At 57.2% G+C, this 22,130-nt stretch carries 22 protein-coding genes and 1 tRNA gene; 13 read left to right on the plus strand and 10 right to left on the minus strand.

The features are described from left to right. Positions 1 to 16: 16 nt before the first annotated feature. The 5 genes from APU11_RS05305 to rraB all read right to left on the minus strand — a co-directional run bounded on the left by APU11_RS05305 (position 17) and on the right by rraB (position 3,630). Complete coding sequence (locus APU11_RS05305; RefSeq protein ID WP_060578360.1) at positions 17 to 1,267, minus strand: integrase arm-type DNA-binding domain-containing protein; 1,251 nt, start codon at positions 1,265 to 1,267, stop codon at positions 17 to 19. 189 nt (positions 1,268 to 1,456) lie between these two features. Further along, positions 1,457 to 1,541: transfer RNA gene (locus tag APU11_RS05310), tRNA-Leu, on the minus strand. A 105-nt stretch (positions 1,542 to 1,646) separates the two neighbouring features. Beyond that, positions 1,647 to 2,369 (minus strand): hypothetical protein, encoded by a 723-nt coding sequence (locus APU11_RS05315; RefSeq protein ID WP_058651158.1) that lies wholly within the window; start codon positions 2,367 to 2,369, stop codon positions 1,647 to 1,649. A 30-nt stretch (positions 2,370 to 2,399) separates the two neighbouring features. After that, the gene (gene miaE / locus APU11_RS05320; RefSeq protein ID WP_058651159.1) at positions 2,400 to 3,158 is read right to left on the minus strand and encodes a tRNA isopentenyl-2-thiomethyl-A-37 hydroxylase MiaE; all 759 of its coding nucleotides are present in this window, start codon (positions 3,156 to 3,158) and stop codon (positions 2,400 to 2,402) included. A 46-nt stretch (positions 3,159 to 3,204) separates the two neighbouring features. Further along, positions 3,205 to 3,630, minus strand: a complete 426-nt coding sequence (gene rraB, locus APU11_RS05325) for a ribonuclease E inhibitor RraB (RefSeq protein WP_006810300.1) — start codon at positions 3,628 to 3,630, stop codon at positions 3,205 to 3,207. A gap of 99 nt (positions 3,631 to 3,729) precedes the next feature. Here rraB and APU11_RS28760 point away from each other — a divergent pair, with 99 nt between their 5' ends. The 3 genes from APU11_RS28760 to xynR all read left to right on the plus strand — a co-directional run bounded on the left by APU11_RS28760 (position 3,730) and on the right by xynR (position 5,728). Continuing rightward, complete coding sequence (locus APU11_RS28760) at positions 3,730 to 3,825, plus strand: hypothetical protein (protein WP_213014347.1); 96 nt, start codon at positions 3,730 to 3,732, stop codon at positions 3,823 to 3,825. Then, positions 3,795 to 4,799 (plus strand): ornithine carbamoyltransferase, encoded by a 1,005-nt coding sequence (gene argF, locus APU11_RS05330; RefSeq protein ID WP_058651160.1) that lies wholly within the window; start codon positions 3,795 to 3,797, stop codon positions 4,797 to 4,799. The genes APU11_RS28760 and argF (APU11_RS05330) overlap by 31 nt, the downstream gene beginning before the upstream one ends. Before the next feature lie 170 nt (positions 4,800 to 4,969). Then, on the plus strand, positions 4,970 to 5,728 hold the full coding sequence (gene xynR / locus APU11_RS05335; protein WP_058651161.1) for a DNA-binding transcriptional repressor XynR: 759 nt from the start codon (positions 4,970 to 4,972) through the stop codon (positions 5,726 to 5,728). Between the two features lie 4 nt (positions 5,729 to 5,732). Here the strand turns inward: xynR and APU11_RS05340 are convergent, their stop codons facing one another. From APU11_RS05340 to APU11_RS05360, 5 genes are all read right to left on the minus strand, one after another. After that, positions 5,733 to 7,343: a glycoside hydrolase family 43 protein gene (locus APU11_RS05340; protein WP_058651162.1), complete on the minus strand. Its 1,611-nt coding sequence runs from the start codon at positions 7,341 to 7,343 to the stop codon at positions 5,733 to 5,735. 11 nt (positions 7,344 to 7,354) lie between these two features. Then, a complete protein-coding gene (locus tag APU11_RS05345) occupies positions 7,355 to 8,737 on the minus strand; it encodes an MFS transporter (protein WP_013095375.1) in 1,383 nt (460 codons plus the stop codon). Positions 8,738 to 8,961: 224 nt separating this feature from the next. Then, entirely contained in the window at positions 8,962 to 10,929 is a 1,968-nt protein-coding gene (gene yagF / locus APU11_RS05350; RefSeq protein WP_058651163.1) for a xylonate dehydratase YagF, read from the minus strand. A gap of 14 nt (positions 10,930 to 10,943) precedes the next feature. Next, the gene (yagE, locus tag APU11_RS05355; RefSeq protein WP_058651164.1) at positions 10,944 to 11,852 is read right to left on the minus strand and encodes a 2-keto-3-deoxygluconate aldolase; all 909 of its coding nucleotides are present in this window, start codon (positions 11,850 to 11,852) and stop codon (positions 10,944 to 10,946) included. A gap of 208 nt (positions 11,853 to 12,060) precedes the next feature. Further along, positions 12,061 to 12,513 carry a YhcH/YjgK/YiaL family protein gene (locus APU11_RS05360; protein WP_058651186.1) on the minus strand — a complete coding sequence of 151 codons (453 nt, stop codon included), beginning with the start codon at positions 12,511 to 12,513 and terminating at the stop codon, positions 12,061 to 12,063. Between the two features lie 672 nt (positions 12,514 to 13,185). On the opposite strand from APU11_RS05360, the gene arcA reads away from it, so the two are divergent. The 10 genes from arcA (at position 13,186) to gbpA (ending at position 22,123) form a co-directional block, all read left to right on the plus strand. Beyond that, the gene (gene arcA, locus APU11_RS05365; RefSeq protein WP_058651165.1) at positions 13,186 to 14,406 is read left to right on the plus strand and encodes an arginine deiminase; all 1,221 of its coding nucleotides are present in this window, start codon (positions 13,186 to 13,188) and stop codon (positions 14,404 to 14,406) included. A gap of 9 nt (positions 14,407 to 14,415) precedes the next feature. Then, positions 14,416 to 15,327: a carbamate kinase gene (locus APU11_RS05370; RefSeq protein WP_013095370.1), complete on the plus strand. Its 912-nt coding sequence runs from the start codon at positions 14,416 to 14,418 to the stop codon at positions 15,325 to 15,327. 92 nt (positions 15,328 to 15,419) lie between these two features. After that, positions 15,420 to 16,424, plus strand: coding sequence for an ornithine carbamoyltransferase (argF, locus tag APU11_RS05375; protein ID WP_013095369.1), 1,005 nt, complete (start codon positions 15,420 to 15,422; stop codon positions 16,422 to 16,424). A 47-nt stretch (positions 16,425 to 16,471) separates the two neighbouring features. Further along, complete coding sequence (locus tag APU11_RS05380) at positions 16,472 to 17,875, plus strand: YfcC family protein (RefSeq protein ID WP_029883481.1); 1,404 nt, start codon at positions 16,472 to 16,474, stop codon at positions 17,873 to 17,875. Positions 17,876 to 17,950: 75 nt separating this feature from the next. After that, positions 17,951 to 18,430, plus strand: a complete 480-nt coding sequence (locus APU11_RS05385; protein ID WP_013095367.1) for an ArgR family transcriptional regulator — start codon at positions 17,951 to 17,953, stop codon at positions 18,428 to 18,430. A 100-nt stretch (positions 18,431 to 18,530) separates the two neighbouring features. Beyond that, complete coding sequence (locus tag APU11_RS26545) at positions 18,531 to 18,635, plus strand: pyrBI operon leader peptide (RefSeq protein WP_022646880.1); 105 nt, start codon at positions 18,531 to 18,533, stop codon at positions 18,633 to 18,635. A 34-nt stretch (positions 18,636 to 18,669) separates the two neighbouring features. Continuing rightward, positions 18,670 to 19,602 (plus strand): aspartate carbamoyltransferase, encoded by a 933-nt coding sequence (pyrB, locus tag APU11_RS05390; RefSeq protein WP_014830458.1) that lies wholly within the window; start codon positions 18,670 to 18,672, stop codon positions 19,600 to 19,602. 12 nt (positions 19,603 to 19,614) lie between these two features. Next, on the plus strand, positions 19,615 to 20,076 hold the full coding sequence (gene pyrI, locus APU11_RS05395) for an aspartate carbamoyltransferase regulatory subunit (RefSeq protein ID WP_013095364.1): 462 nt from the start codon (positions 19,615 to 19,617) through the stop codon (positions 20,074 to 20,076). 74 nt (positions 20,077 to 20,150) lie between these two features. After that, positions 20,151 to 20,537 (plus strand): 2-iminobutanoate/2-iminopropanoate deaminase, encoded by a 387-nt coding sequence (ridA, locus tag APU11_RS05400; protein WP_006810315.1) that lies wholly within the window; start codon positions 20,151 to 20,153, stop codon positions 20,535 to 20,537. A gap of 131 nt (positions 20,538 to 20,668) precedes the next feature. After that, the gene (gbpA, locus tag APU11_RS05405; RefSeq protein WP_038418565.1) at positions 20,669 to 22,123 is read left to right on the plus strand and encodes an N-acetylglucosamine-binding protein GbpA; all 1,455 of its coding nucleotides are present in this window, start codon (positions 20,669 to 20,671) and stop codon (positions 22,121 to 22,123) included. Positions 22,124 to 22,130: the final 7 nt, after the last annotated feature.

Raw genomic sequence — 22,130 nt, forward strand, 5'->3', positions numbered from 1 at the left:
TTAATCGTTGATCAAGCTACTTTGTTGTAAAATCAAAGGGACTGATAAACCTATCTTTCAAGGCATTAAGGTAATCAGCCCACCACTGCAACATAAGCCTTCTTTCATCAAGGTGTTCTGCTTTATGAATGTAGGCAGCACGAACGGAGTTTCGCTCTTGGTGGCTCATCTGCCGTTCAACAGCATCCCTTGACCATTTTCCCGATTCGATCAACGCACTACATGCCATCGCACGAAAACCATGTCCACATACTTCAACCGTAGTGTCGTAGCCCATAGACCTTAAAGCCTTGTTTACCGTGTTTTCACTCATAGGCTTTCTAAAATCATGATCACCAATGAACACAAGTTCACATTCACCGCTGATTTCTTTGATAGCTTTGAGGAGTTCTATAGCCTGGCGACTTAACGGCACGAGGTGTGGGGTCTTCATTTTTGAGCCTCGATGAGAATGTTTGACCCCTGGCAATGGCTCACGTTCCCCAGGGATAGTCCACATGGCATTGTCGAAATCTATCTCTGACCAACGAGCAAACCTAAGTTCACTGGAACGAATGAAAATGAGCAATGTCAGCTTTACGGCTAACTTCGTGAGTTTTCTACCCTTGAAACTATCAATTCGTTCTAAAAGTTCTGAGAATCGTTCGAATGGCAAAGCTGGCCTGTGGACTCTTTTAGCTACTGCAATAGCTCCTGCCATCTCCTGGGCAGGGTTGTAATCTATCAGCCCGTTCTGGACAGCATATCGCATCACTGCCGTTGTTCTTTGCTGTAGGCGGGAAGCAACTTCCAGTCGCCCAGAAGCTTCAACAGCCTTGATAGGGGCAAGAAGATCTCTGGTATTAAGCTCGGATATTTTTCTTTTACCAATAGCAGTAAAGAGACCATCTTCCATGCTTTTTAAAACTCTCTCGCTATGGGAATCTGACCATTTCCTTTTACAAGCCTTATGCCAGTCCCTGGCAACAGATTCAAAAGTAAGAGCTTCGCTCTGCTCGATCTTGTCTGCCTTTTTCTTCTCGGAAGGGTCGATACCATCAGATACCAACTTTTTAGCCTCATCTCGTTTCCTGCGAGCTTCACCAAGAGAGACCATTGGATAAACACCCAATGCTAAAACTTTCTGTTTGCCATCGAAACGGTATTGGAGTCGCCAGTATTTTGAACCATTGGGGTTGATCAGCAGGTGCATACCCTGCCCATCTGTGAGTTTGAAAGGTTTGTCGGAGGGCTTGGTAGTCCTAACTTTGATATCAGTAAGTGCCATCAGTTGATACCTCCGCTGTTGGTATCAAAATCAATCGAACCGAAGATACCACCAGTTATACCATCATTCGTTGGTATATGTGGATAGAAGTAAGTAGACGTGAACAGACTAAGAAAGGCCAAAACTCTGCTTAACTTACTGTTTTTATGGACTAAAGTAGACGTTGGTAGACTTGAAAAAAGCTTTTTATGGTGCCGAAGGCCGGACTCGAACCGGCACGTATTTCTACGGTTGATTTTGAATCAACTGCGTCTACCGATTTCGCCACTTCGGCACTGAAGGGGATGCGGAAACGTTGTGGATTATACCTGTCGCGCGCCGCCATGCAAGCGACGACGCGCGAAACCCGCGCTAAGTGCCCAAAAAAACAGCGCTACCGTCAGTCCAGCTCAGACACCGCCAGCCGAATCACTCTCGCCGCCTTCTGCTCCGGCAGCGCCAGCACCTTGGCCCACATCTCCTGCACCATATCGCAGGAGAGCTTCTCTTTGCCCACCGCCTTCTCCGGCGTCTGCAGCAGCTGGATGTCCTCGCCGTACTTATCGGCAAGTTCTTTCATAATCGGCCGGACATCTTCGACTGCCGCCTCACGCTCGGCTTGGGTCACGGTGTGGCGGTTTTTGCCGTAGGCCGCACGCATCATGTCGGCGTCGGCCTGCATGCGCCGCGCCATCAGGTCTTTATCCAGCATGCGCATCGGGTTTACGCCGCCCTTCACCATCGGGTAGAGGAAGCGGAAGCAGGCGTCATCGCTCACCTTCTGGATGGCGGCGGTCTGCTCCATGTTGATGGTCATGTAGTTCACCACGTTGGCGTCCGGGGCGTTTTGCAGGCGCGTCATCTGCAGATGCAGGATCTGCGGCTGGATGGTGTCGATAATCTGCTGCTCCGGCTCGCCCGCTTTTTGCAGGGCGGCCATCTGGTCGAGGATGCGCTGATGCAGCGCGGGCTCCTGCTCCTTAATCACCTGCCAGGCGGGCATCGCGTTGAGGGCGTTATCCATCTGCCGTTCCGGGGCGCGCTGCCTGTCGAAAAATACCCAGAACGCCACGGCGGCAGCCGCAATGACGACAATCACAATACGGGTCCACGTTTTATTCATCTCGCATCCTTATCCTTGAGTTATGCCGGTTTACACCGGCACGCCGCTGTGGAAGCGAAACTCGTTGTCCGGTGTCGAGATAAGTGTGGCTTCAATTTCGCCAAAAAGCTGTATGCGCGGTGAGATATCGTCGTCGCTCACCTGCTGGGCCAGCGTCAGGTAGTCCTGATAATGGCGCGCTTCCGAGCGCAGCAGCGAGAGATAGAACTTCTGCAGGTCGTCGTCGAGGAACGGGGCCAGCGCGGCGAAGCGTTCGCAGGAGCGGGCTTCGATGTAGGCGCCGCAGATGAGCTTGTCGATCAGCGTCAGCGGCTCGTGGGTGCGCACTTCCTTCAGCATCCCTTTGGCATAGCGGCTGGCGGTGATTTTGACGTACGGAATGTCGCGGGCCAGCATCGCCTCGCGCACCTGCCAGAAGTGGTGCAACTCCTCTTTAATCAGCAGCACCATGCTGTCGATAAGCGCCTGGCCCCACGGGTCCTCGGTTTTGGGCATCACGCTTTTGCCAATCTGCCTGTGCAGGGCGATGAAGTCCGGCTCCGGGCCGTCGCGGAAGGTGAACAGTTCGTAGGGTTTGAGCCAGTCGAGCAGCGCGTCGGCACCGCTTTCGTCGGCGACGTATTTACGCACCAGCAGCAGCGCGGTCTGGGCGGCCTTGAGCTCGCACACCATGTGGTCGGTGAGCAGCAGCGACAGGTTCGCCGGGTCGCGGGCTTTATCAATCCATGCTTGCGGAGTCGGGCACTGGAGGAAGTTAAGTACGGGGGAGAGTATCTGCGGGTAATCCATGGTTCTGCCTTGAAAAAGCGGTGGCGCGCGCCACCGCCTGAAACGCTTAGTGACGCACGCCGTCGTCGTCTTCATCGACGTAATCTTCGTCGTCGCCCTCTTCGCCGTCTTCACCGTTCGGATCTTCGAAGTAGGTTCCCCAGCCGTCGTACTCCACGTCAAACTTCTCGGCCAGGTTCATCAGCTGTTCTACCTGCGCGTCGATCAGCTCCGCCTTCAGCGCGCCTTCGCTCAGGATGTCGCAGCAGATGACGGTATCGCCCTCTTCCACTTCCAGCTCTTCCGGCTCGGTCACTTCGTAACCCAGTTTAAAAGCTTCCACCGCCATTTTTTCCAGCGCGTCGAAATCATCCGCAGAGAAATGGTGCTCGATGGTGTACAGCGCGTCCGGATCGCTACCGTCTTCCAGCAGCTCTTCAATAATCAGACGCGTCTCTTCGCGTTGTTCTTCCAGGTGTTCCGGGTTTGCCATGGCTCATTCCTCTTTAAAGTGCGGCAGATACTTCTATTTTCACACACGGACGTGTTTGCCTCCACCTTTGTAAGAAAGATTTGTTAAACGGGGTTGCAAATGAATAATTACACATATAAAGTGAATTTTAATTCAATAAGTGGCGTTCGCCATGTGAGGATAAAATGTCTGATCTGTACAAGAAACACTTTCTGAAATTGCTCGACTTTACCCCTGCACAGTTCACTTCTCTGCTGACTCTTGCCGCACAGCTCAAAGCCGATAAAAAAAATGGCAAGGAAGTACAAAAACTTACTGGCAAAAACATCGCGCTCATCTTCGAAAAAGACTCAACCCGTACACGATGCTCTTTCGAAGTTGCCGCATTTGACCAGGGCGCGCGCGTTACCTATTTAGGGCCGAGCGGCAGCCAGATTGGGCATAAAGAGTCAATTAAGGACACCGCGCGCGTGCTTGGGCGGATGTACGACGGCATTCAGTATCGCGGTCACGGCCAGGAAGTGGTCGAGACGCTGGCGCAGTACGCGGGCGTGCCGGTGTGGAACGGGCTGACCAACGAGTTCCACCCAACGCAGCTGCTGGCGGACCTGCTGACCATGCAGGAGCACCTGCCGGGCAAGGCGTTTAACGAGATGACGCTGGTCTACGCGGGCGACGCGCGCAACAACATGGGCAACTCAATGCTGGAAGCGGCGGCGCTGACCGGGCTGGATCTGCGTCTGGTGGCTCCGAAGGCCTGCTGGCCGGAAGAGAGCCTGGTGGCGGAGTGCAGCGCGCTGGCGGAGAAGCACGGCGGCAAAATCACCCTGACGGAAGACGTGGCGGCGGGCGTGAAGGGCGCAGACTTTATCTATACCGACGTGTGGGTGTCGATGGGCGAAGCCAAAGAGAAGTGGGCGGAGCGGATTGCGCTGCTGCGCGGGTATCAGGTGAACGCGCAGATGATGGCGCTCACCAGCAACCCGAACGTGAAGTTCCTGCACTGTCTGCCCGCGTTCCATGACGACCAGACCACGCTCGGCAAGCAGATGGCGAAGGAGTTCGATCTGCACGGCGGGATGGAAGTGACGGACGAGGTGTTTGAGTCGGCGGCGAGCATCGTGTTTGACCAGGCGGAAAACCGGATGCATACGATTAAGGCGGTGATGGTGGCGACGCTTGGGGGTTGAGTCCTCTGCGGTCTGGTGCCCTCACCCCGGCCCTCTCCCACAGGGAGAGGGGGAAAACACTAAAAAACGACAACAGGGTTGTCGTTTTTGCTTTTACCTCCATTTCATTGATTTTTCACCCCGAAAAAGGTACGTTTTCGCCTTAATTCCAGCGTGGACATACCAGCATTATGCCGATTATTCAGTCTGTTGAACGTGCGTTGCAGATCCTCGACCTGTTCAACGAGCAGGCCACCGAGCTTAAGATCACCGACATCAGCAAACTGATGGGGCTGAGCAAGAGTACCCTCCACTCGCTGCTGAAAACCCTGCAGCTTCATGGCTATATCGATCAGAACCCGGAGAACGGCAAATATCGCCTCGGCATGAAGCTGGTCGAGCGCGGTCATTTCGTCGTGGGCTCCATCGATATTCGGCAGAAGGCGAAAGGCTGGCTGACGGAGCTGTCCCAACGGACCGGGCAGACCACCCATCTGGGGATCCTGGACGGGCGTGAAGGGGTTTATATCGAGAAGATTGAAGGCAAGCTGGCCGCCATCGCCTATTCGCGCATTGGCCGCCGTCTGCCGGTTCACGCCACCGCCATCGGCAAGGTGTTGATTGCCTGGCTGGGCGAGACCGAGCTGAACGCCCTGCTTGAGGGCTATCAGTACACCACCTATACCCCTTCCACCCTCGCCTCTCGCGAAGCCTTAATGAGCGCCCTCGCGCAGACCCGCGAGCAGGGTTACGCTCTGGACAGCGAAGAGAACGAGCAGGGCGTGCGCTGCGTGGCGGTGCCGGTGTGGAACCATGAATCCCGCGTGATTGCCGCCCTGAGCCTGTCGACGCTGACCTCGCGCGTGGACGATGCCGGGCTGGCTAATTTCCGCGAGCAGCTTCAGCAGGCCGGGCTCCAGCTCTCACGCGCGCTGGGCTACCCGGCCTGAGCCGTTAAACCGGCTCGTAGGTGAAGTAGTCGAAGTCCGCGTGGCAGCCGTCGCCGCTGATGTCCTCGCAGTGCAGCCCCACAAACGCGCCGGTGAAGAAACCGCGCCCGCCGATGTAGTCGTCCGACAGCTTCCACGCCTCATACGTTACCGGCACGGTGTGCCACGTCTCGCCGTCAAACGAGTAGCTGTAGCGGTAGACCAGCGTATCCACATCCACCCGCAGCCAGACGCTCTCCGCACTCTCCGGCACCGGAATCGGCTGCTCATGCAGCGGCCATGACGGCACATTGTGGTCGAGTTGAATAACCTTGATGGTTCTCCCCTTCCCCTCCTCGTAGTCCACAAAGCAGTAGCTCCAGTTTTTACTGTTGTAGTAGCAGGTCAGTCCGGCGCTTTGCTGGAAGTGAACCGGCGAGAACTGCATCCGTGTTTCGGAGCGGAAGGCGAAGTGCTGCCAGCGGCGCGCCACGGTCGACTGGGTAAAGGTCGAGTTGAGCGAGTCGTTGCCGTAGAGCCGTAAATAGCCGGGACGCGCGGTGAGTGAGCCGAGAGTGTCGTCGAACGGGATGCGCAGGGTCTGCAGTTCCGGGTCAAGCGTACTGCCGTCAAAGTCCTCCCGCCAGTTGCCCTGAACGGATGCAGGCTGTTCCGGCACCTGCGGGCCTTTCACGGCTAGTTGCGCGTGCTTGCCGCCTTCCACGTATGGCCAGCCGTCGCGCCATTCAATGCGGGCGATACCGGTCTCGCGGCCCAGCGGACAGTAGCCGCGTCCGCCGGAGGCCAGCAGCGGCACGCCGGGCAGGCGCAGCGGGCGGCTGGTTAGGTAGGCCATGTACCACTCTCCGGTGTGGGTCTGCAGCAGCGAGCCGTGGCCGCTCTTCTGCAGCGGGTTCTCCGGCAGGTGCCAGCTGGTCATCATCGTCACCTCCGGGTGCAGCTCGTACGGCCCGTCGATGGTTTTTGAACGCAGCACCACAACCGCGTGCTCGTAGCTGGTGCCGCCTTCGGCCACCATCAGGTAGTACCATCCCGCGTGGCGATACAGGTGAGCGCCTTCGGTGTAGCAGAGCGGCGTGCCGGTAAACAGCGTTTTGCGCTCGGGCGAGAGGGTGCCGGTCTGCGGATCGAATTCCTGCATCACAATGGTGTTGTGCGGGTTGCTGTGGTGGCGCGGCCCCCACGGACGGTAGAGGTAGTACTTGCGGCCATCGTCGTCGTGGAACAAGGACGGGTCAAACCCGCCGTTGCCCATCGGGATCGGCTCGCTCCACGGCCCCTCGATGGACGGCGCAGTGACCAGGAAGTTACGGCCATTTTTCCACGGCGAGTCGACAATCTTTACGTCGGTGTAGAGCAGCCAGAATTTGCCGTCGGCATAGCTCAGGCACGGTGCCCAGATGCCGCCGGAGTCCGGGTTGCCCTTCATGTCCAGCATCGACACGCGGTCCAGCGGGGTGCTGACCAGCGACCAGTTTTTCAGGTCACGGGAGTGATAGATGCGCACGCCCGGGAACCACTCGAAGGTCGAAGTGGCGATGTAGTAGTCCTCGCCCTGACGGCATAAAGACGGGTCCGGGTTGAAGCCGGTGAGTATTGGGTTGGTGATTTCCATATTGCCTCCGGTTAATGGGATGCGGCTGTCGCAGCGTCGGGAACGGCCTCGCCCTGTGCCGCGCGGTGCTTGATCAGCTGCTGGCTGATGGCCTCCACGCGGGCATCGGTGAGCTTATAGAACGACAGCATGATGAACATGCCCACGTAGAGCACCACCGGCACCACGCAGAACAGAATTTTGATGGTGGTCAGCACCTCCACCGGCTGCACGCTGCTGCTGGCGGAGTAGTTGACATACGCGAGGATCCAGCCCACCACCGCCCCGCCAATCGCCAGGCCAATCTTCAGGCTGAACAGATAGGTGGAGAACACCAGCCCGTCGAGGCGTCGCCCGCTGCGGCTCTCCTCGTAATCCACCACGTCAGAGGCCATCAGCCACTGCAGCGGCGTGGTGGTGTTGAAGACGAACAGGAACAGGATGTTGAGGGCGAAAATCAAGGCAATATGCTCCGCCGGGGTGACGAAAATCAGCAGGCTGATCAGCGAGTAGGCGACGATGATCCACTTGAAGGCTTTTACCCGGTCAAAGCGGCCCAGCAGACGGGAGGAGCAGAGCGAGCCGAACATGGTGGCGAGGCTGCCGTAGAGTAAAAACTGGGTCGCCATCTCCGGGTGATCCATCACGTATTTGACGAAGTAAAGCGTCGCCCCGCCGCGTACCACGTTGGAGCAGGTCGCCATCATCTTGAACGCGCACATGATCCGCCACTGGCCGTTGCCCAGCAGCAGCTTAAGGTCTTTCGCCACCGACGAGCCCGGCTGAACCTCAAAGGTGTAGCGCTCTTTGGTGGTAAAGAAGCAGACGTAGAGCAGCACCACGCCGGTCAGCCCCAGCACGCACATGGCGCCGAAATAGCCCACCTGCTCGTCCCCTTTGCCGATGATGCTCACCAGCGGCAGCGCGATGCCGCTAATGGCAAGCGAGCCCGCCGCCGCCAGGAAGAAACGCCACGACTGCAGGGCGTGACGCTCTTTCGGGTCGGCGGTAATCACGCCCGGCATGGCGCAGTACGGCACGTTAACGAAGGTGTAAACCAGGGTCAGCAGAATGTAGGTTACGCAGGCGTAGATGATTTTGCCCTGCGCAGAGAAATCCGGCGTGTAGAAGGTCAGCATGCAGACGATGCCAAACGGGATCGCCCCCCACAGCAGGAACGGGCGGAACTGGCCGTAGCGCGTGCGGGTGCGGTCCACCAGCAGCCCCATCAGCGGGTCGGTCACGGCGTCGAGCACGCGGGAGACCAAAAACAGCGTGCCCATAATGCCCGCCGACAGGCCAAACACGTCGGTATAAAAGTAGGCCAGCAGGAACATAGTGGCCTGCCAGACAAAGCCGCAGGCGGTGTCACCCAGCCCGTAGCCAATTTTATCTTTCATGGTTAATTGCATCATCATCGCACCTTTATTTTCGTATGCTGATTTCACAACATCGTGTTAATGGAGTGTAATGAGCTGCTCAATTAACCAGCAATGGTCATATCTTATTTCCGAATTACGATATTTTGCTTTTGTGACGCCACCGATATATCGCAAAACATTGTTTAAATTGATAAATTTCAGATACGCGAAAACCGTCCACGGGTTATTTCCCGTAGACGGTATCGCTCAGAAAATAATTAAAGTCCGAGTGCTTTTTTACCGGCGTTAATTACCTCGATAATTTTATCGGTGTCATAAATACAGCCTTTCCAGGTGCCGCCGCTCACCGACTGTAATGCCGCCCACAGGCGGGTATCGTCCGGCAAAAAGTCATGAGCGTGCAGGTCCGGGTGCGTCTGTCTTACTGCCAGCTCGCGCGCGCCCTCTTCCGGCGTCAGCGGGTTTTCTGCGGTGCCGATAAAGTTGACGCTGCCCGTCAGGGTCAGGCGATCCACGGCAATCTCAATGATGTCGTTGTCGCGCAGCTTGCCAATCGGCCCGCCTGCCAGCGCTTCCGGCGACACGTGGCCGAAGCAGGCGCCCGTCGACACCCCCGAGAAGCGCGCATCGGTGATTAACGACACCGTCTTGCCCCACGAGATATGCTTCAGCGCAGAGGTGAGCTGGTAGGTCTCTTCCATGCCGGTACCGGACGGCCCGCCGCCGATCACCACCATGATATCGCCCTGTTTAATCTCTTCCTGCTTGATGGCCTTAATGGCCTGAGCTTCCGAGACAAACACCCTCGCCCGGCCCGTATGACGGTAAACGCCATCGTCACCCACCACCGACGGGTCAATGGCCGTGGCCTTGATCACCGATCCTTCCGGCGCGATGTTGCCCGTCGGGAAGCAGACCGTCGAGGTCAGCCCTCTCGCTTTTGCCTTCTCCGGCGGGAGGATCACATCATCCGGATCCACGCCATCCTGCTCGCGCAGGCACTGGCGGAAGCGCTTACGGCGCTCGGACGCCTGCCACCAGTCGAGGTTCTCGCCCACCGTCTGGCCGGTGACGGTCATGGCATCCAGGTGCAGCAGACCGAGATCGCGCAGGTGGAGCATCACCTCCGGCACGCCACCCGCAAGGAAGGCGCGCACGGTCGGGTGATAGTCCGGGCCGTTGGGCAGCACGCTGACCAGGCGCGGCACCCTGCGGTTGACGCGTGTCCAGTGTTCTACGTCCGGGATCGTGCAGCCCGCCGCGTGGGCGATGGCCGGGATGTGCAGCAGTAAATTGGTGGAGCCGCCGAACGCCGCGTGGATCACCATGGCGTTTTCGATGGCTTTATCGGTGAGGATATCGCGCGTGGTGATGCCGCGGTTATCCAGCTCGCTCACCGCCCGCGCCGACTGGCGGGCAATTTCCAGCCACACCGCCTGCCCGGACGGCGCCAGCGCGGAGTGCGGCAGCGCCAGACCCAGCGCTTCGGCCACCACCTGCGAGGTGCCCGCCGTGCCGAGGAACTGACATCCGCCGCCCGGCGACGCGCAGGCGCGACAGCCCAGCTCGGCGGCCTCCTGCAGGGAGAGTTCATGGTTGGCGAAGCGCGCGCCGATGGTCTGCACCTTGCCCGCGTCTTCGCCCACGGTCGGTGGCAGCGTCGCCCCGCCCGGCACCAGAATGGTCGGAAGATTGTGCATCGAGGCCAGCGCAATCATGGTGGCAGGCAGCCCTTTATCGCAGGTCGCCACGCCAATGACCGCCCGGCGCGTCGGCAGGGAGCGAATCAGACGACGAAACACAATCGCCGCATCGTTGCGGTACGGCAGGGAGTCGAACATCCCGTGTGTGCCCTGCGAGCGCCCGTCGCACGGATCGCTGACGAAGGCCGCAAACGGGATCCCGCCGTTGCGGGTGATCTCCTTCGCCGCGGCCTGCATCTGCATGCCGATCTCCCAGTGCCCGGTGTGGTAGCCCAGCGCAACCGGCCGTCCGTCACCGGCGCGGATGCCGCCCTGAGTGCCAATAATCAGCACCTCTTTGCCGGTCAGCTTGTTGGCGTCCCACCCCATCCCGGCGTTCTGGGTCATGCCGAACAGGTTGCCGCTGGGGGATTCCATCAACATCTGCGGAGTCAGCGGCAGCGCGCCCTGCGGCCCCGCCGCATGGGTGATGACGGCATAAAACGCATCATCCTGCGGGGTGAAAATTTTCTCGATGGTCATGGTTATCGTCCGACTCAGCAGAGCTTGAGCTGTTGCAGCAGGGTTTTCAGCTGCGCCTTACGCGGCTCGTCCAGCGCAAAGGCGGGCGGCAGCACGTGGGTAGAAATCGGGCGGCCGCAGAGCACAATCGCCTCTTTAATGACGTTCACAAACGGCGTATCCAGCTGATACATCTGCGGTATTTGCAGTAAGGTCTGATGATACTCAGCCGCTTTCGCCACGTCTTTATCCCGCCAGGCTTTCAGAAGATTCACCGACACCTGCGGAGCAAAGTTGCCGCTGGCCGAGATCGCCCCATCGCCGCCGAGCAGCAGGGTATTAAACAGATGATCGTCGTAGCCGCACAGCACGGTGAAGTGCGGATGGGCGGCTTTGACGGTGTGGATCATGCTGCGCAGATGGGCCACGGAGTCGATGGTGTCTTTAATGCCGACGATGTTGCTGCGCGAGTCGGCCAGGGTTTTCACCAGCGCCGGCGTCAGATCCTGCCCGGTCAGCGCCGGGAAGTTATAGAGGATCACCGGCAGCGTGACGCTGTCGGCCACCTGCTCGAAATAGCGGATCAGGTTCGCTTCAGACACCTTCCAGTAGTAGGGGTTGATCACCACGATACCGTCCGCCCCCGCCTGCTGGGCGTGCTGGCTCAGTTCAATGGTTTCCCGGGCGTTGGTGCCGCCGGTGCCGATCAGCACCGGCACACGACGATCGACATGATTGATAGCAAAGCGGGCAATGGTTTTACGCTCTTCGGCGCTGAGCTGGGAGAACTCACCGCCGCTGCCCAGGAAGAACAGGCCGTCAACGCCTGCCGCGATCAGATCGTCGATCAGCGCGGCGGTGCCCTGCTTATCAAGCTGGCCATCGGCGGTAAAAATGGTGGAGACAGGGGGAATGATTCCCGTGAACAACGCGGACTGCGGCATGAGATCTCCTTGCTGAATTATTTTGTTCTACATTATAGAACGGCGTTCATTAATTTAACGATCATACTATGACGCAGAAAAAGCACAGGTAAATGAGAGATGAGGAGGGAGTGTGGGAAGTTTAAGCTGGATCACATATTGCGTGGGTGCGGTCTGGTGCCCTCACCCCGGCCCTCTCCCACGGGGAGAGGGCCGGGGTGAGGGGAAATTACTCCACCAACATCTTAACAACCACTTTCCTGACCTTAGCAGGCGCCCCCACCGCGCACAGCGGCTTATGTACTTCACCCGGCCAGAACACCACGAAATCCCCTTCGCTCAGCACCACGGTTTTCTCCTGCTCGCCTTCCGGCAGGAACGCGATGTCTTTATCCGCCAGCCAGTCGGTGTCCGGCGTGCCGTGTGGCAAGGTACTGAACGTCATCCCTTCCTGCCCTTTGAGCACAATCTGAATGTCCAGATAGCGCGCATGGTACTCCGCGCGGCGCTCGGCAAACGGCTGGGTCATGTCTTCGGAGACCAGATAAAACAGGTTGTTGCCGTTGATGTCGTGTTTGCCCGGCAGGGTGGCGTCGGTGACGTGGGCTTTAACGTGCTCGATGGCCTGACGCAGGGGTTCCGGTAGCCAGGCTTGCAGATGGTGGATGTTGCCGATAATCATAATTAAACCCTCATAATAAAACACCGTTTCATTTTTATCTTTTATACGAGAATTCAAACTGCCATACCAGCCCTTTTTCGCGGAGAGTTGCGCGAACGCATGTTTATCGGGAAAGGTGTTAATCTGCTGTTAATCCCTCACAGGCATTTATGCAGTTGTTATGCATAACCTCAGCGCGTCGTGACGATGCCGTGTCGCTAACTCACTGATTGTACTGCCTTCATCATAAAACTCGCGCCAGCTTCACACTTTATCATTTTGATTATTTGCTATTAAATTCCATAATTATTTATTGATTTTTCTTAAGTCAAAAATAGTTAATTGGCTATTGTGCATAGTCATTCTGCACATAAAATAAAATCATTTAAAATCAATATCATAACTAAATATGTCAAAACATTAAATTCTACAAAATAATAACAACCTCAAATAATGCCAACGGATCCTGCTTAGCTATTCACCGGCTAATAATATCAAATTAATCATTATCTGATGCGAATCATGCAAATGAAAACAAACCACTCAATACCTAATTTCACGTGAGCAACATCACAATACGGTTTATTTAAGCGCCTACTATTGACCACGAAATCAATTGAGCTTAGCCGCCATATCATTACACGAATATGGCGCATGCCCTTTTTATTCTGAAAAACAGTTAAAGGAATAATTATGGAAAAGCATTATGTCGGTTCTGAAATTGGTCAATTGCGTAGCGTGATGCTGCACCGCCCAAATTTAAGTCTTAAACGCTTAACGCCATCAAACTGTAAGGAGCTGTTATTTGATGATGTGCTCTCGGTTGAGCGGGCGGGTGAGGAGCATGACATTTTCGCAAACACGCTGCGCGAGCAGGGTGTGGAAGTCCTGCTGTTGACCGACCTTCTCACTCAAACGCTTGATATTGCAGAGGCGAAAGCCTGGCTGCTGGAGACGCAAATCTCCGACTACCGCCTCGGCCCAACCTTTGCCAGCGACGTGCGCGGCTGGCTGGCAGATATGCCGCACCGGGAACTGGCGCGCAGACTGAGCGGCGGATTAACCTACGGTGAAATTCCGGCGGCGATTAAAAATATGGTGGTGGATACCCACACGGCGAATGATTTTATTATGAAGCCGCTGCCAAACCATTTATTTACCCGCGATACCTCGTGCTGGATTTATAACGGCGTCTCCATTAACCCGATGGCCAAACCGGCCCGCCAGCGTGAAACCAATAACCTGCGAGCCATATATCGCTGGCACCCGGCATTCGCCGATGGCGAATTTATTAAGTATTTCGGCGACGAGAATATTAATTATGACCACGCCACCCTGGAAGGCGGCGACGTATTAGTGATTGGCCGCGGTGCGGTATTAATTGGCATGTCTGAACGCACCACCCCGCAGGGCGTGGAGTTCCTCGCTAACAGCCTGTTTAAACATCGCCAGGCCGAGCGCGTGATTGCCGTTGAGCTGCCAAAACACCGCTCCTGCATGCACCTCGACACCGTCATGACCCACATCGACGTGGACACCTTCTCCGTCTACCCGGAAGTGGTGCGTAAAGACGCCCAGTGCTGGACGCTCACCCCGGACGGACGCGGCGGCCTGCTGCGCACCCAGGAAACCGACCTGCTGCACGCCATCGAGAAAGCGCTCGGTATTAATCAGGTACGCCTGATCACCACCGGCGGCGACGCCTTTGAAGCTGAACGCGAGCAGTGGAACGACGCCAACAACGTGCTCACCATCCGCCCGGGCGTGGTGATCGGCTACGAGCGCAACGTCTGGACCAACGAGAAATACGACAAAGCGGGGATCACCGTGCTGCCTATCCCGGGCGACGAACTGGGACGCGGTCGCGGCGGCGCGCGCTGCATGAGCTGCCCACTGGAACGCGACGGAATTTAAGGAGCCACTATGGAACGAAAACCCACTCTGGTTGTGGCCCTGGGCGGCAACGCATTGCTCAAACGCGGCGAACCGCTAGAAGCCGAGATCCAGCGTAAAAACATCGATCTCGCGGCCCGAACCATCGCCGGGCTGACGGAGCAGTGGCGCGTGGTGCTGGTGCACGGCAACGGGCCGCAGGTCGGGCTGCTGGCGTTGCAGAACAGCGCCTACGACAAAGTCGCCCCCTACCCGCTGGACGTTCTCGGTGCCGAAAGCCAGGGGATGATCGGCTACATGCTCCAGCAGGCGCTGAAAAACAGCCTGCCCCAGCGCGAGGTGAGCGTCCTGCTCACCCAGGTGGAGGTGGACGCCGCCGACCCGGCCTTCAGCAACCCGACCAAGTACATCGGCCCGGTCTACAGCGAAGCCCAGGCAAAAACGCTACAGGCAGAGAAAGGCTGGGTGTTCAAGGCCGACGGCAGCTACTTCCGCCGCGTGGTGCCCTCTCCGCAGCCGAAACGCATCGTTGAGAGCGATGCCATCGCGGCGCTAATCCAGCGCGACCACCTGGTAATTTGCAACGGCGGTGGCGGCGTGCCGGTGGTGGAAAACGCCAATGGCTATCACGGCATTGAGGCGGTGATCGACAAAGACCTCTCCGCCGCCCTGCTGGCGCGCCAGATTGAGGCGGATGCCCTGCTGATCCTCACCGATGCCGACGCGGTGTACCTCGACTGGGGCAAACCAACCCAGCGTCCGCTGGCACAGGTGACGCCGGAACTGCTCAAGGGCATGGCGTTCGACGCCGGTTCAATGGGGCCGAAAGTGGCCGCCTGCCGCGAATTTGTTGAGGCCTGCAACGGGATTGCCGGGATCGGCGCGCTGGCTGACGGCGCGGAGATCCTCGCGGGCGAGAAAGGCACGTTGATTCGTAACTGAATAACTTCCCCCTCACCCGACTCTCCCTCTCCCCGTGGGAGAGGGCCGGGGTGAGGGCACCAGACCGCAAAATTTTAAAAAGGATTTCCCACATGACCATCAACCTGAAAAACCGCAACTTCCTCAAACTGCTGGACTATACCCCGGCGGAGATCCAGTACCTGATCGACCTCGCCATCGAACTGAAGGCCGCCAAAAAAGCCGGACGTGAAAAGCAAACCCTGGTCGGGAAAAACATCGCCCTGATTTTTGAGAAAACCTCCACCCGCACCCGCTGCGCCTTTGAAGTGGGCGCATTTGACCAGGGCGCGCAGGTCACCTACCTCGGCCCAAGCGGCTCGCAGATTGGTCATAAAGAGTCGATGAAAGACACCGCCCGCGTGCTGGGCCGCATGTATGACGGCATCGAGTATCGCGGCTACGGCCAGGCCATCGTCGAAGAGCTGGGCGAGTACGCGGGTGTGCCGGTATGGAACGGCCTGACTGACGAGTTCCACCCCACTCAAATCCTCGCCGATCTGATGACCATGCTGGAGCACTCGCCGGGCAAAACCCTGCCGGAGCTGAGCTTTGCCTATCTGGGCGACGCGCGCAACAACATGGGCAACTCGCTGATGGTCGGTGCGGCCAAGATGGGGATGGATATCCGCCTGGTGGCACCAAAGTCCTTCTGGCCGGAAGCGGGGCTGGTTGAGCAGTGCCGCGCCATCGCCAAAGAAACGGGCGCACGCATCACCCTTACCGACGACGTAGAAGAAGGTGTGCAGGGAGCCGATTTCCTCTACACCGACGTGTGGGTCTCCATGGGAGAGCCGAAGGAAGCCTGGGCCGAGCGCGTCAGCCTGATGAAGCCGTATCAAATCAATGCGCAGGTGATGAAGGCCACCGGCAACCCGAACGTCAAGTTTATGCACTGCCTGCCGGCGTTTCACAACGAACACACCAAAGTGGGCCGCGAAATTGAGATGGCCTACGGCCTGAAAGGGCTGGAGGTGACGGAAGAGGTCTTTGAATCACCAAACTCTATTGTCTTCGACGAAGCAGAAAACCGTATGCACACCATAAAAGCCGTCATGGTGGCGACACTCGGCGACTAATCACCGCCCGGCGCGCCACGGGGTGCGCCGGGGTTCAGGAGAACATCATGGGCAAGTTTAAGTTTCCCTCCGCTTACACCATTCTCTTTTTTCTGATTGCCGTCGTGGCCGTGCTGACGTGGATTATTCCGGCCGGACAGTACCATATGGCAATGAACGAGGCGCTCGGCAAGGACGTGCCGGTTGCCGGGACCTACGCGCACGTGGCGGCCCACCCGCAGGGGCTGGTTTCCGTACTGATGGCTCCCATTGCCGGGCTGTACGATCCGGAGTCCGGCCAGGCCGGGGCGATCGACGTAGCGCTGTTTATTCTGATCATCGGGGGATTTCTCGGGATCGTCACCAAAACCGGGGCGATCGACGCCGGGATCGAGCGCGTCACCACGCGATTACGCGGGCGTGAAGAGTGGATGATCCCGATCCTGATGGCGCTGTTCGCCGCAGGCGGCACCATCTACGGCATGGCCGAAGAGTCACTGCCGTTCTACACCCTGCTGGTGCCGGTGATGCTGGCCGCCCGTTTTGATCCGGTTGTTGCGGCCTCCACCGTGTTGCTCGGCGCGGGGATCGGCACGCTCGGCTCTACCATCAACCCCTTCGCCACGGTGATCGCCGCCAACGCCGCCGGGATCCCCTTCACCAACGGGATCGCCCTGCGCGTGGCGCTGCTGGTCATCGGCTGGATCATCTGCGTGGCATGGGTAATGCGTTACGCCCGTAAGGTGCGCCAGGATCCGTCTCTTTCCATCGTTGCAGACAAACAGGAAGAGAACCGCGCCCATTTCCTCGGTAACAAAGACGCACAGACGCTGGAATTTACCCCGGTACGCAAAATCATCCTGGTCATTTTCGCCCTCGCCTTCGCGGTGATGATTTACGGCGTGGCGGTGCTGGGCTGGTGGATGGCGGAGATCTCGGCGGTGTTTCTCGCCAGCGCCATTATCGTGGGGCTTATCGCCCGCATGAGCGAAGAGGAGCTGACCTCAACGTTTATCAACGGCGCACGAGATTTGCTGGGCGTCGCGCTGATTATCGGCATCGCCCGCGGTATCGTAGTCATCATGGATAAGGGCATGATTACCCACACCATTTTGCACAGCGCGGAAGGGCTGGTCAGCGGGTTATCCACGGTGGCGTTTATCAACGTGATGTACTGGCTGGAAGTGGTGCTGTCGTTTCTTGTGCCTTCTTCATCCGGCCTGGCCGTTCTGACGATGCCGATCATGGCACCGCTTGCCGATTTCGCTAACGTCAACCGCGACCTGGTAGTCACGGCTTACCAGTCAGCCTCCGGTATCGTTAACCTGGTGACGCCCACCTCCGCGGTGGTTATGGGCGGGCTGGCTATCGCCCGCGTGCCCTATGTGCGCTACTTGAAATGGGTGGCGCCGCTGCTGGGGATACTCACGGTGGTGATCATGGTGGCGTTAAGCCTGGGGGCAGTATTGTGATGTTTTGACGTTGTAGGCCCGGTAAGCGTAGCGCCACCGGGCGTTTTGTTTCAGCCACTTACATGGGAAATAGTTATGACGGAATATGGTGATTACTCTCCAAAAGAACAGCTACAGCTGACGGTCTGTCAGCGCCTGATCGCAGAAAAGAGCTATCTCTCCCAGGAAGAGATTCGCCGCGATTTGCAGGAGCGTGGTTTTGAGACCATCAGCCAGTCCACCGTTTCACGTCTGCTCAAGTTGCTTGGTGTCATAAAAATTCGAAATGCCAAAGGGCTAAAGATTTATTCGTTGAATCCTCTTCTGCGCCCTGCCCCCGACGCCGCACGTACAGTTTCCGAAATGGTGGTCAGCGTGGAGCATAATAGCGAATTTATCCTTATTCATACCGTGGCCGGATATGGCCGCGCGGTGGCGCGCATTCTGGATTATCACCAGTTACCGGAAATTTTAGGCGTGGTTGCCGGAAGCAGTATTGTCTGGGTCGCCCCCCGGGTGGTGAAACGTACCGCGCTGGTGCATAAGCAAATTAATTATTTACTCAGAACGCATTAATATTCACAAAGAACCGTTTGTATTAAGTAAAGCGTGCATTAAATTGCTTGATCCGGACATCGGGGTGCGTATAATGCCCGACAATTTGCCGGGAGGAAGCATGGTCAAGCGTGTTCGACATAACGTCTTACCGCGTCTGAAATCAGACGCTGGCCTGCCGTTTTTCTTCCCGTTGCTAAACCTATTCCCAGAGCCCCTCATTTGAGGGGCTTTTTTTTGCCCGGCGTCAGGAGATAAACATGAATCCGCTTTATCAAAAACACATCATTTCCATAAACGACCTCAGCCGCGAAGAGCTGGAACTGGTTCTGGAAACCGCGGCAAAACTGAAGGCCAATCCGCAACCGGAGCTGCTGAAGCACAAGGTGATTGCGAGCTGCTTCTTTGAAGCCTCGACCCGCACGCGCCTCTCCTTTGAAACCTCCATGCACCGCCTGGGCGCGAGCGTGGTGGGCTTCTCAGACAGCAGCAACACGTCGCTGGGTAAAAAAGGCGAAACCCTGGCGGATACCATTTCAGTGATTAGCACCTACGTTGACGCGATTGTAATGCGTCACCCGCAGGAGGGCGCGGCCCGTCTGGCGACCGAGTTCTCCGGCGGTATTCCGGTGCTGAACGCCGGTGACGGTGCCAACCAGCATCCGACGCAGACCCTGCTGGATCTGTTCACCATTCAGGAGACCCAGGGCCGTCTGGAAAACCTGAACATCGCCATGGTAGGTGACCTGAAATATGGCCGCACGGTTCACTCCCTGACCCAGGCGCTGGCGAAATTCAACGGCAACCGCTTCTTCTTCATCGCCCCGGACGCGCTGGCGATGCCACAGTACATTCTCGACATGCTGGATGAAAAAGGCATTCCGTGGAGCCTGCACGCCAGCATCGAAGAGGTGATGGGCAACGTGGATATTCTGTATATGACCCGCGTGCAGAAAGAGCGTCTGGATCCGTCCGAGTACGCCAACGTGAAGGCGCAGTTTGTGCTGCGCGCCAGCGACCTCGAGGGCGCGCGCGACAACATGAAGGTGCTGCACCCGCTGCCGCGCATCGATGAGATCACCACAGACGTGGATAAAACGCCGCACGCCTGGTACTTCCAGCAGGCCGGAAACGGCATCTTCGCCCGCCAGGCGTTACTGGCACTGGTTCTGAATCGCGAATTGGCTCTGTAAGGGGAAACGACAATGACACACGATAACAAACTCCAGGTTGAAGCCATCAAACGTGGCACCGTGATTGACCACATCCCTGCGCAGGTCGGCTTTAAGCTGCTGACGCTGTTTAAACTGACCGAAACCGACCAGCGCATCACCATCGGCCTGAATCTGCCGTCAGGCGAAATGGGCCGCAAGGACCTGATCAAGATCGAGAATACTTTCCTGACCGACGAGCAGGTTAACCAGCTGTCGCTGTACGCGCCGGACGCCACCGTTAACCGCATCGACAATTACGACGTGGTGGGCAAATCACGCCCAAGCCTGCCGGAGCGGATTGAGAGCGTGCTGGTTTGCCCGAACAGCAACTGCATCAGCCACGCGGAGCCGGTCTCCTCCAGCTTCGCAGTGAAAAAACGCGCCGATGACATCGCACTCAAATGCAAATACTGCGAAAAAGAGTTTTCTCATTATGTGGTGCTGGCCAACTAATTGAGGTTGGTAAAGGATCCCGGCCTCCCTATAATGGCCGGGACTCTTAAATCAGCTGTTATTCTGGAGAAATCATGACCAAAGTACTCGCGACGGAAAATGCACCAGCGGCTATCGGCCCATACGTTCAGGGCGTTGATCTGGGTAGCATGATTATTACCTCTGGCCAGATCCCGGTGAACCCGAAGACCGGTGAAGTGCCAGCCGACGTAGCGGCGCAGGCACGTCAGTCGCTGGAAAACGTGCAGGCGATCGTGGAATCCGCAGGCCTGAAAGTGGGCGACATCGTGAAAACCACCGTTTTCGTGAAAGATCTGAACGATTTCGCCACCGTTAACGCCACTTATGAAGCGTTCTTCACCGAGCATAACGCCTCTTTCCCGGCGCGCTCCTGCGTGGAAGTGGCTCGTCTGCCAAAAGACGTGAAAATTGAAATCGAAGCGATTGCCGTACGTCGCTGATTGATAGCAGCAGAGAATGGGCGGCTTCGGCTGTCCATTTTTTTTGGTTATTTTTCCTCTCACCACAGCATGACCTTCCCCACCCGCCATTAATAACATCACCCTGCGTATTTATTATTAATGGACTAACAATGAAATTATCAAAGATTGCCCTTGCGATGGCGACCCTGACCGTTGCCTCATCCGCTTTAGCGCACGGATATATTGAGTCTCCTGCCAGCCGCGCTTATATGTGCAAGCTCGGTCAAAACATTGACTGTGGCTCCGTTCAGTATGAACCGCAGAGCGTGGAGAAAACCTCCGGCTTCCCGGGCGGTGCGATGCCGCCAGACGGCCAGCTTGCCAGCGCGGGGATTGCGAATTACTCCCAGCTGGATAAACAGAGCCTGAACGCGTGGACGAAAAGCCCCATGACCGCCGGCCCGCATGAGTTTGTCTGGTATCACACCGCGCCGCACAAAACCACCAACTGGCGTTACTACATCACCAAACAAAACTGGGATCCGAATAAACCCCTGACCCGCGATCAGTTTGAATTAACCCCGTTCTGTACCGTGAATGGAAATGGCCAGGCCCCCGCGATGCGCAAAGCCATGACCTGTAATGTACCTGCGCGAACGGGTTACCAGGTGATTTATGGCGTCTGGGAAATAGCGGATACCTCGAACAGTTTCTACCAGGCCATTGACGTTGATTTTGGTAACGGCGGCAATGTTACCCCGGATGACGGTGCCGGTATCGAATCAGAGTGGAGCAAGGTCCTCAGCGGCCAGATTGCGGGAAATAACCTGAACGTCGGCGATAAGGTCATTGCCCGCTTCTTCGATGCGCACGGTGAAGTGACGTCCTTGCGCACGGAAATAACGATCGCCACGGCCGCGCAGGGGGATGCCAACCAGTGGTCGTACGATCTGGCGCAGAAAATTAACACCGCGCACCAGGACATTCGCGTCGGCGTGAAGGATGAGGGCGGCGAGATTAGCCCGGTCCATGGCGCGAACAGCGTATTCGTCAAAGAGGGCAGCGCCCTGCAGTCCGTTGCGATTTCGTACGAAGAGCAGAAGGCAGAGGTCAATGAAACCATCGCCGTCAGCAATTTGCACTACAGCAAAATCGAGAACGGCAATGCGACCGTCACCTTCCATGTGAATACCCACGGTAACGTCGATTTCGAAGCCCACGTCATGAACCATCACGGGGCGGAAAAAGGGTACCTGAAGCAGGAGATGAATAACGTGAATCAGGACGTCACCCTGACGCTGACCGGCGTTGAGGCGGGTCACCACATGCTGAAGTACTACGCCACCAATAAAGACGGCACGCTGTTTGCGCAGGATGTGCTGAACCTGATGCTGGAAGAGGAAGCCGCGGCGGACAACAGCACCGGTCAGCATGATTACATCTTCCCGGATAACATCGCGTCGTACAAAGCAGGCACTGTGGTGCTGCAGCCAAAAGACGGTAAGACCTACCAGTGTAAGCCTTTCCCGTACAGCGGCTACTGCGTGCAGTGGAGCAAGTATGCGACCCAGTTTGAGCCGGGCACCGGTTCACACTGGAAAGAGGCGTGGGTGCTTAAGCACTGAGTCGTCT

Source organism: Enterobacter sp. 50793107, from assembly GCF_001463365.1.
In the GTDB taxonomy this organism is placed as follows: Bacteria; Pseudomonadota; Gammaproteobacteria; order Enterobacterales; family Enterobacteriaceae; genus Enterobacter; species Enterobacter cloacae.

Bases quoted from the DNA above. Each gene is read 5' to 3' on its own strand.
- gbpA (WP_038418565.1), top strand. From the start codon at position 20,669: ATGAAATTATCAAAGATTGCCCTTGCGATGGCGACCCTGACCGTTGCC.
- APU11_RS05380 (WP_029883481.1), top strand. From the start codon at position 16,472: ATGGGCAAGTTTAAGTTTCCCTCCGCTTACACCATTCTCTTTTTTCTG.
- APU11_RS05315 (WP_058651158.1), bottom strand. From the start codon at position 2,369: ATGAATAAAACGTGGACCCGTATTGTGATTGTCGTCATTGCGGCTGCC.
- argF (WP_058651160.1), top strand. From the start codon at position 3,795: ATGTCTGATCTGTACAAGAAACACTTTCTGAAATTGCTCGACTTTACC.
- xynR (WP_058651161.1), top strand. From the start codon at position 4,970: ATGCCGATTATTCAGTCTGTTGAACGTGCGTTGCAGATCCTCGACCTG.
- APU11_RS28760 (WP_213014347.1), top strand. From the start codon at position 3,730: ATGAATAATTACACATATAAAGTGAATTTTAATTCAATAAGTGGCGTT.
- APU11_RS05340 (WP_058651162.1), bottom strand. From the start codon at position 7,343: ATGGAAATCACCAACCCAATACTCACCGGCTTCAACCCGGACCCGTCT.
- ridA (WP_006810315.1), top strand. From the start codon at position 20,151: ATGACCAAAGTACTCGCGACGGAAAATGCACCAGCGGCTATCGGCCCA.
- rraB (WP_006810300.1), bottom strand. From the start codon at position 3,630: ATGGCAAACCCGGAACACCTGGAAGAACAACGCGAAGAGACGCGTCTG.
- miaE (WP_058651159.1), bottom strand. From the start codon at position 3,158: ATGGATTACCCGCAGATACTCTCCCCCGTACTTAACTTCCTCCAGTGC.
- APU11_RS05305 (WP_060578360.1), bottom strand. From the start codon at position 1,267: ATGGCACTTACTGATATCAAAGTTAGGACTACCAAGCCCTCCGACAAA.
- APU11_RS05360 (WP_058651186.1), bottom strand. From the start codon at position 12,513: ATGATTATCGGCAACATCCACCATCTGCAAGCCTGGCTACCGGAACCC.
- arcA (WP_058651165.1), top strand. From the start codon at position 13,186: ATGGAAAAGCATTATGTCGGTTCTGAAATTGGTCAATTGCGTAGCGTG.
- APU11_RS26545 (WP_022646880.1), top strand. From the start codon at position 18,531: ATGGTCAAGCGTGTTCGACATAACGTCTTACCGCGTCTGAAATCAGAC.
- argF (WP_013095369.1), top strand. From the start codon at position 15,420: ATGACCATCAACCTGAAAAACCGCAACTTCCTCAAACTGCTGGACTAT.
- yagE (WP_058651164.1), bottom strand. From the start codon at position 11,852: ATGCCGCAGTCCGCGTTGTTCACGGGAATCATTCCCCCTGTCTCCACC.
- yagF (WP_058651163.1), bottom strand. From the start codon at position 10,929: ATGACCATCGAGAAAATTTTCACCCCGCAGGATGATGCGTTTTATGCC.
- APU11_RS05345 (WP_013095375.1), bottom strand. From the start codon at position 8,737: ATGATGCAATTAACCATGAAAGATAAAATTGGCTACGGGCTGGGTGAC.
- pyrB (WP_014830458.1), top strand. From the start codon at position 18,670: ATGAATCCGCTTTATCAAAAACACATCATTTCCATAAACGACCTCAGC.
- pyrI (WP_013095364.1), top strand. From the start codon at position 19,615: ATGACACACGATAACAAACTCCAGGTTGAAGCCATCAAACGTGGCACC.
- APU11_RS05385 (WP_013095367.1), top strand. From the start codon at position 17,951: ATGACGGAATATGGTGATTACTCTCCAAAAGAACAGCTACAGCTGACG.
- APU11_RS05370 (WP_013095370.1), top strand. From the start codon at position 14,416: ATGGAACGAAAACCCACTCTGGTTGTGGCCCTGGGCGGCAACGCATTG.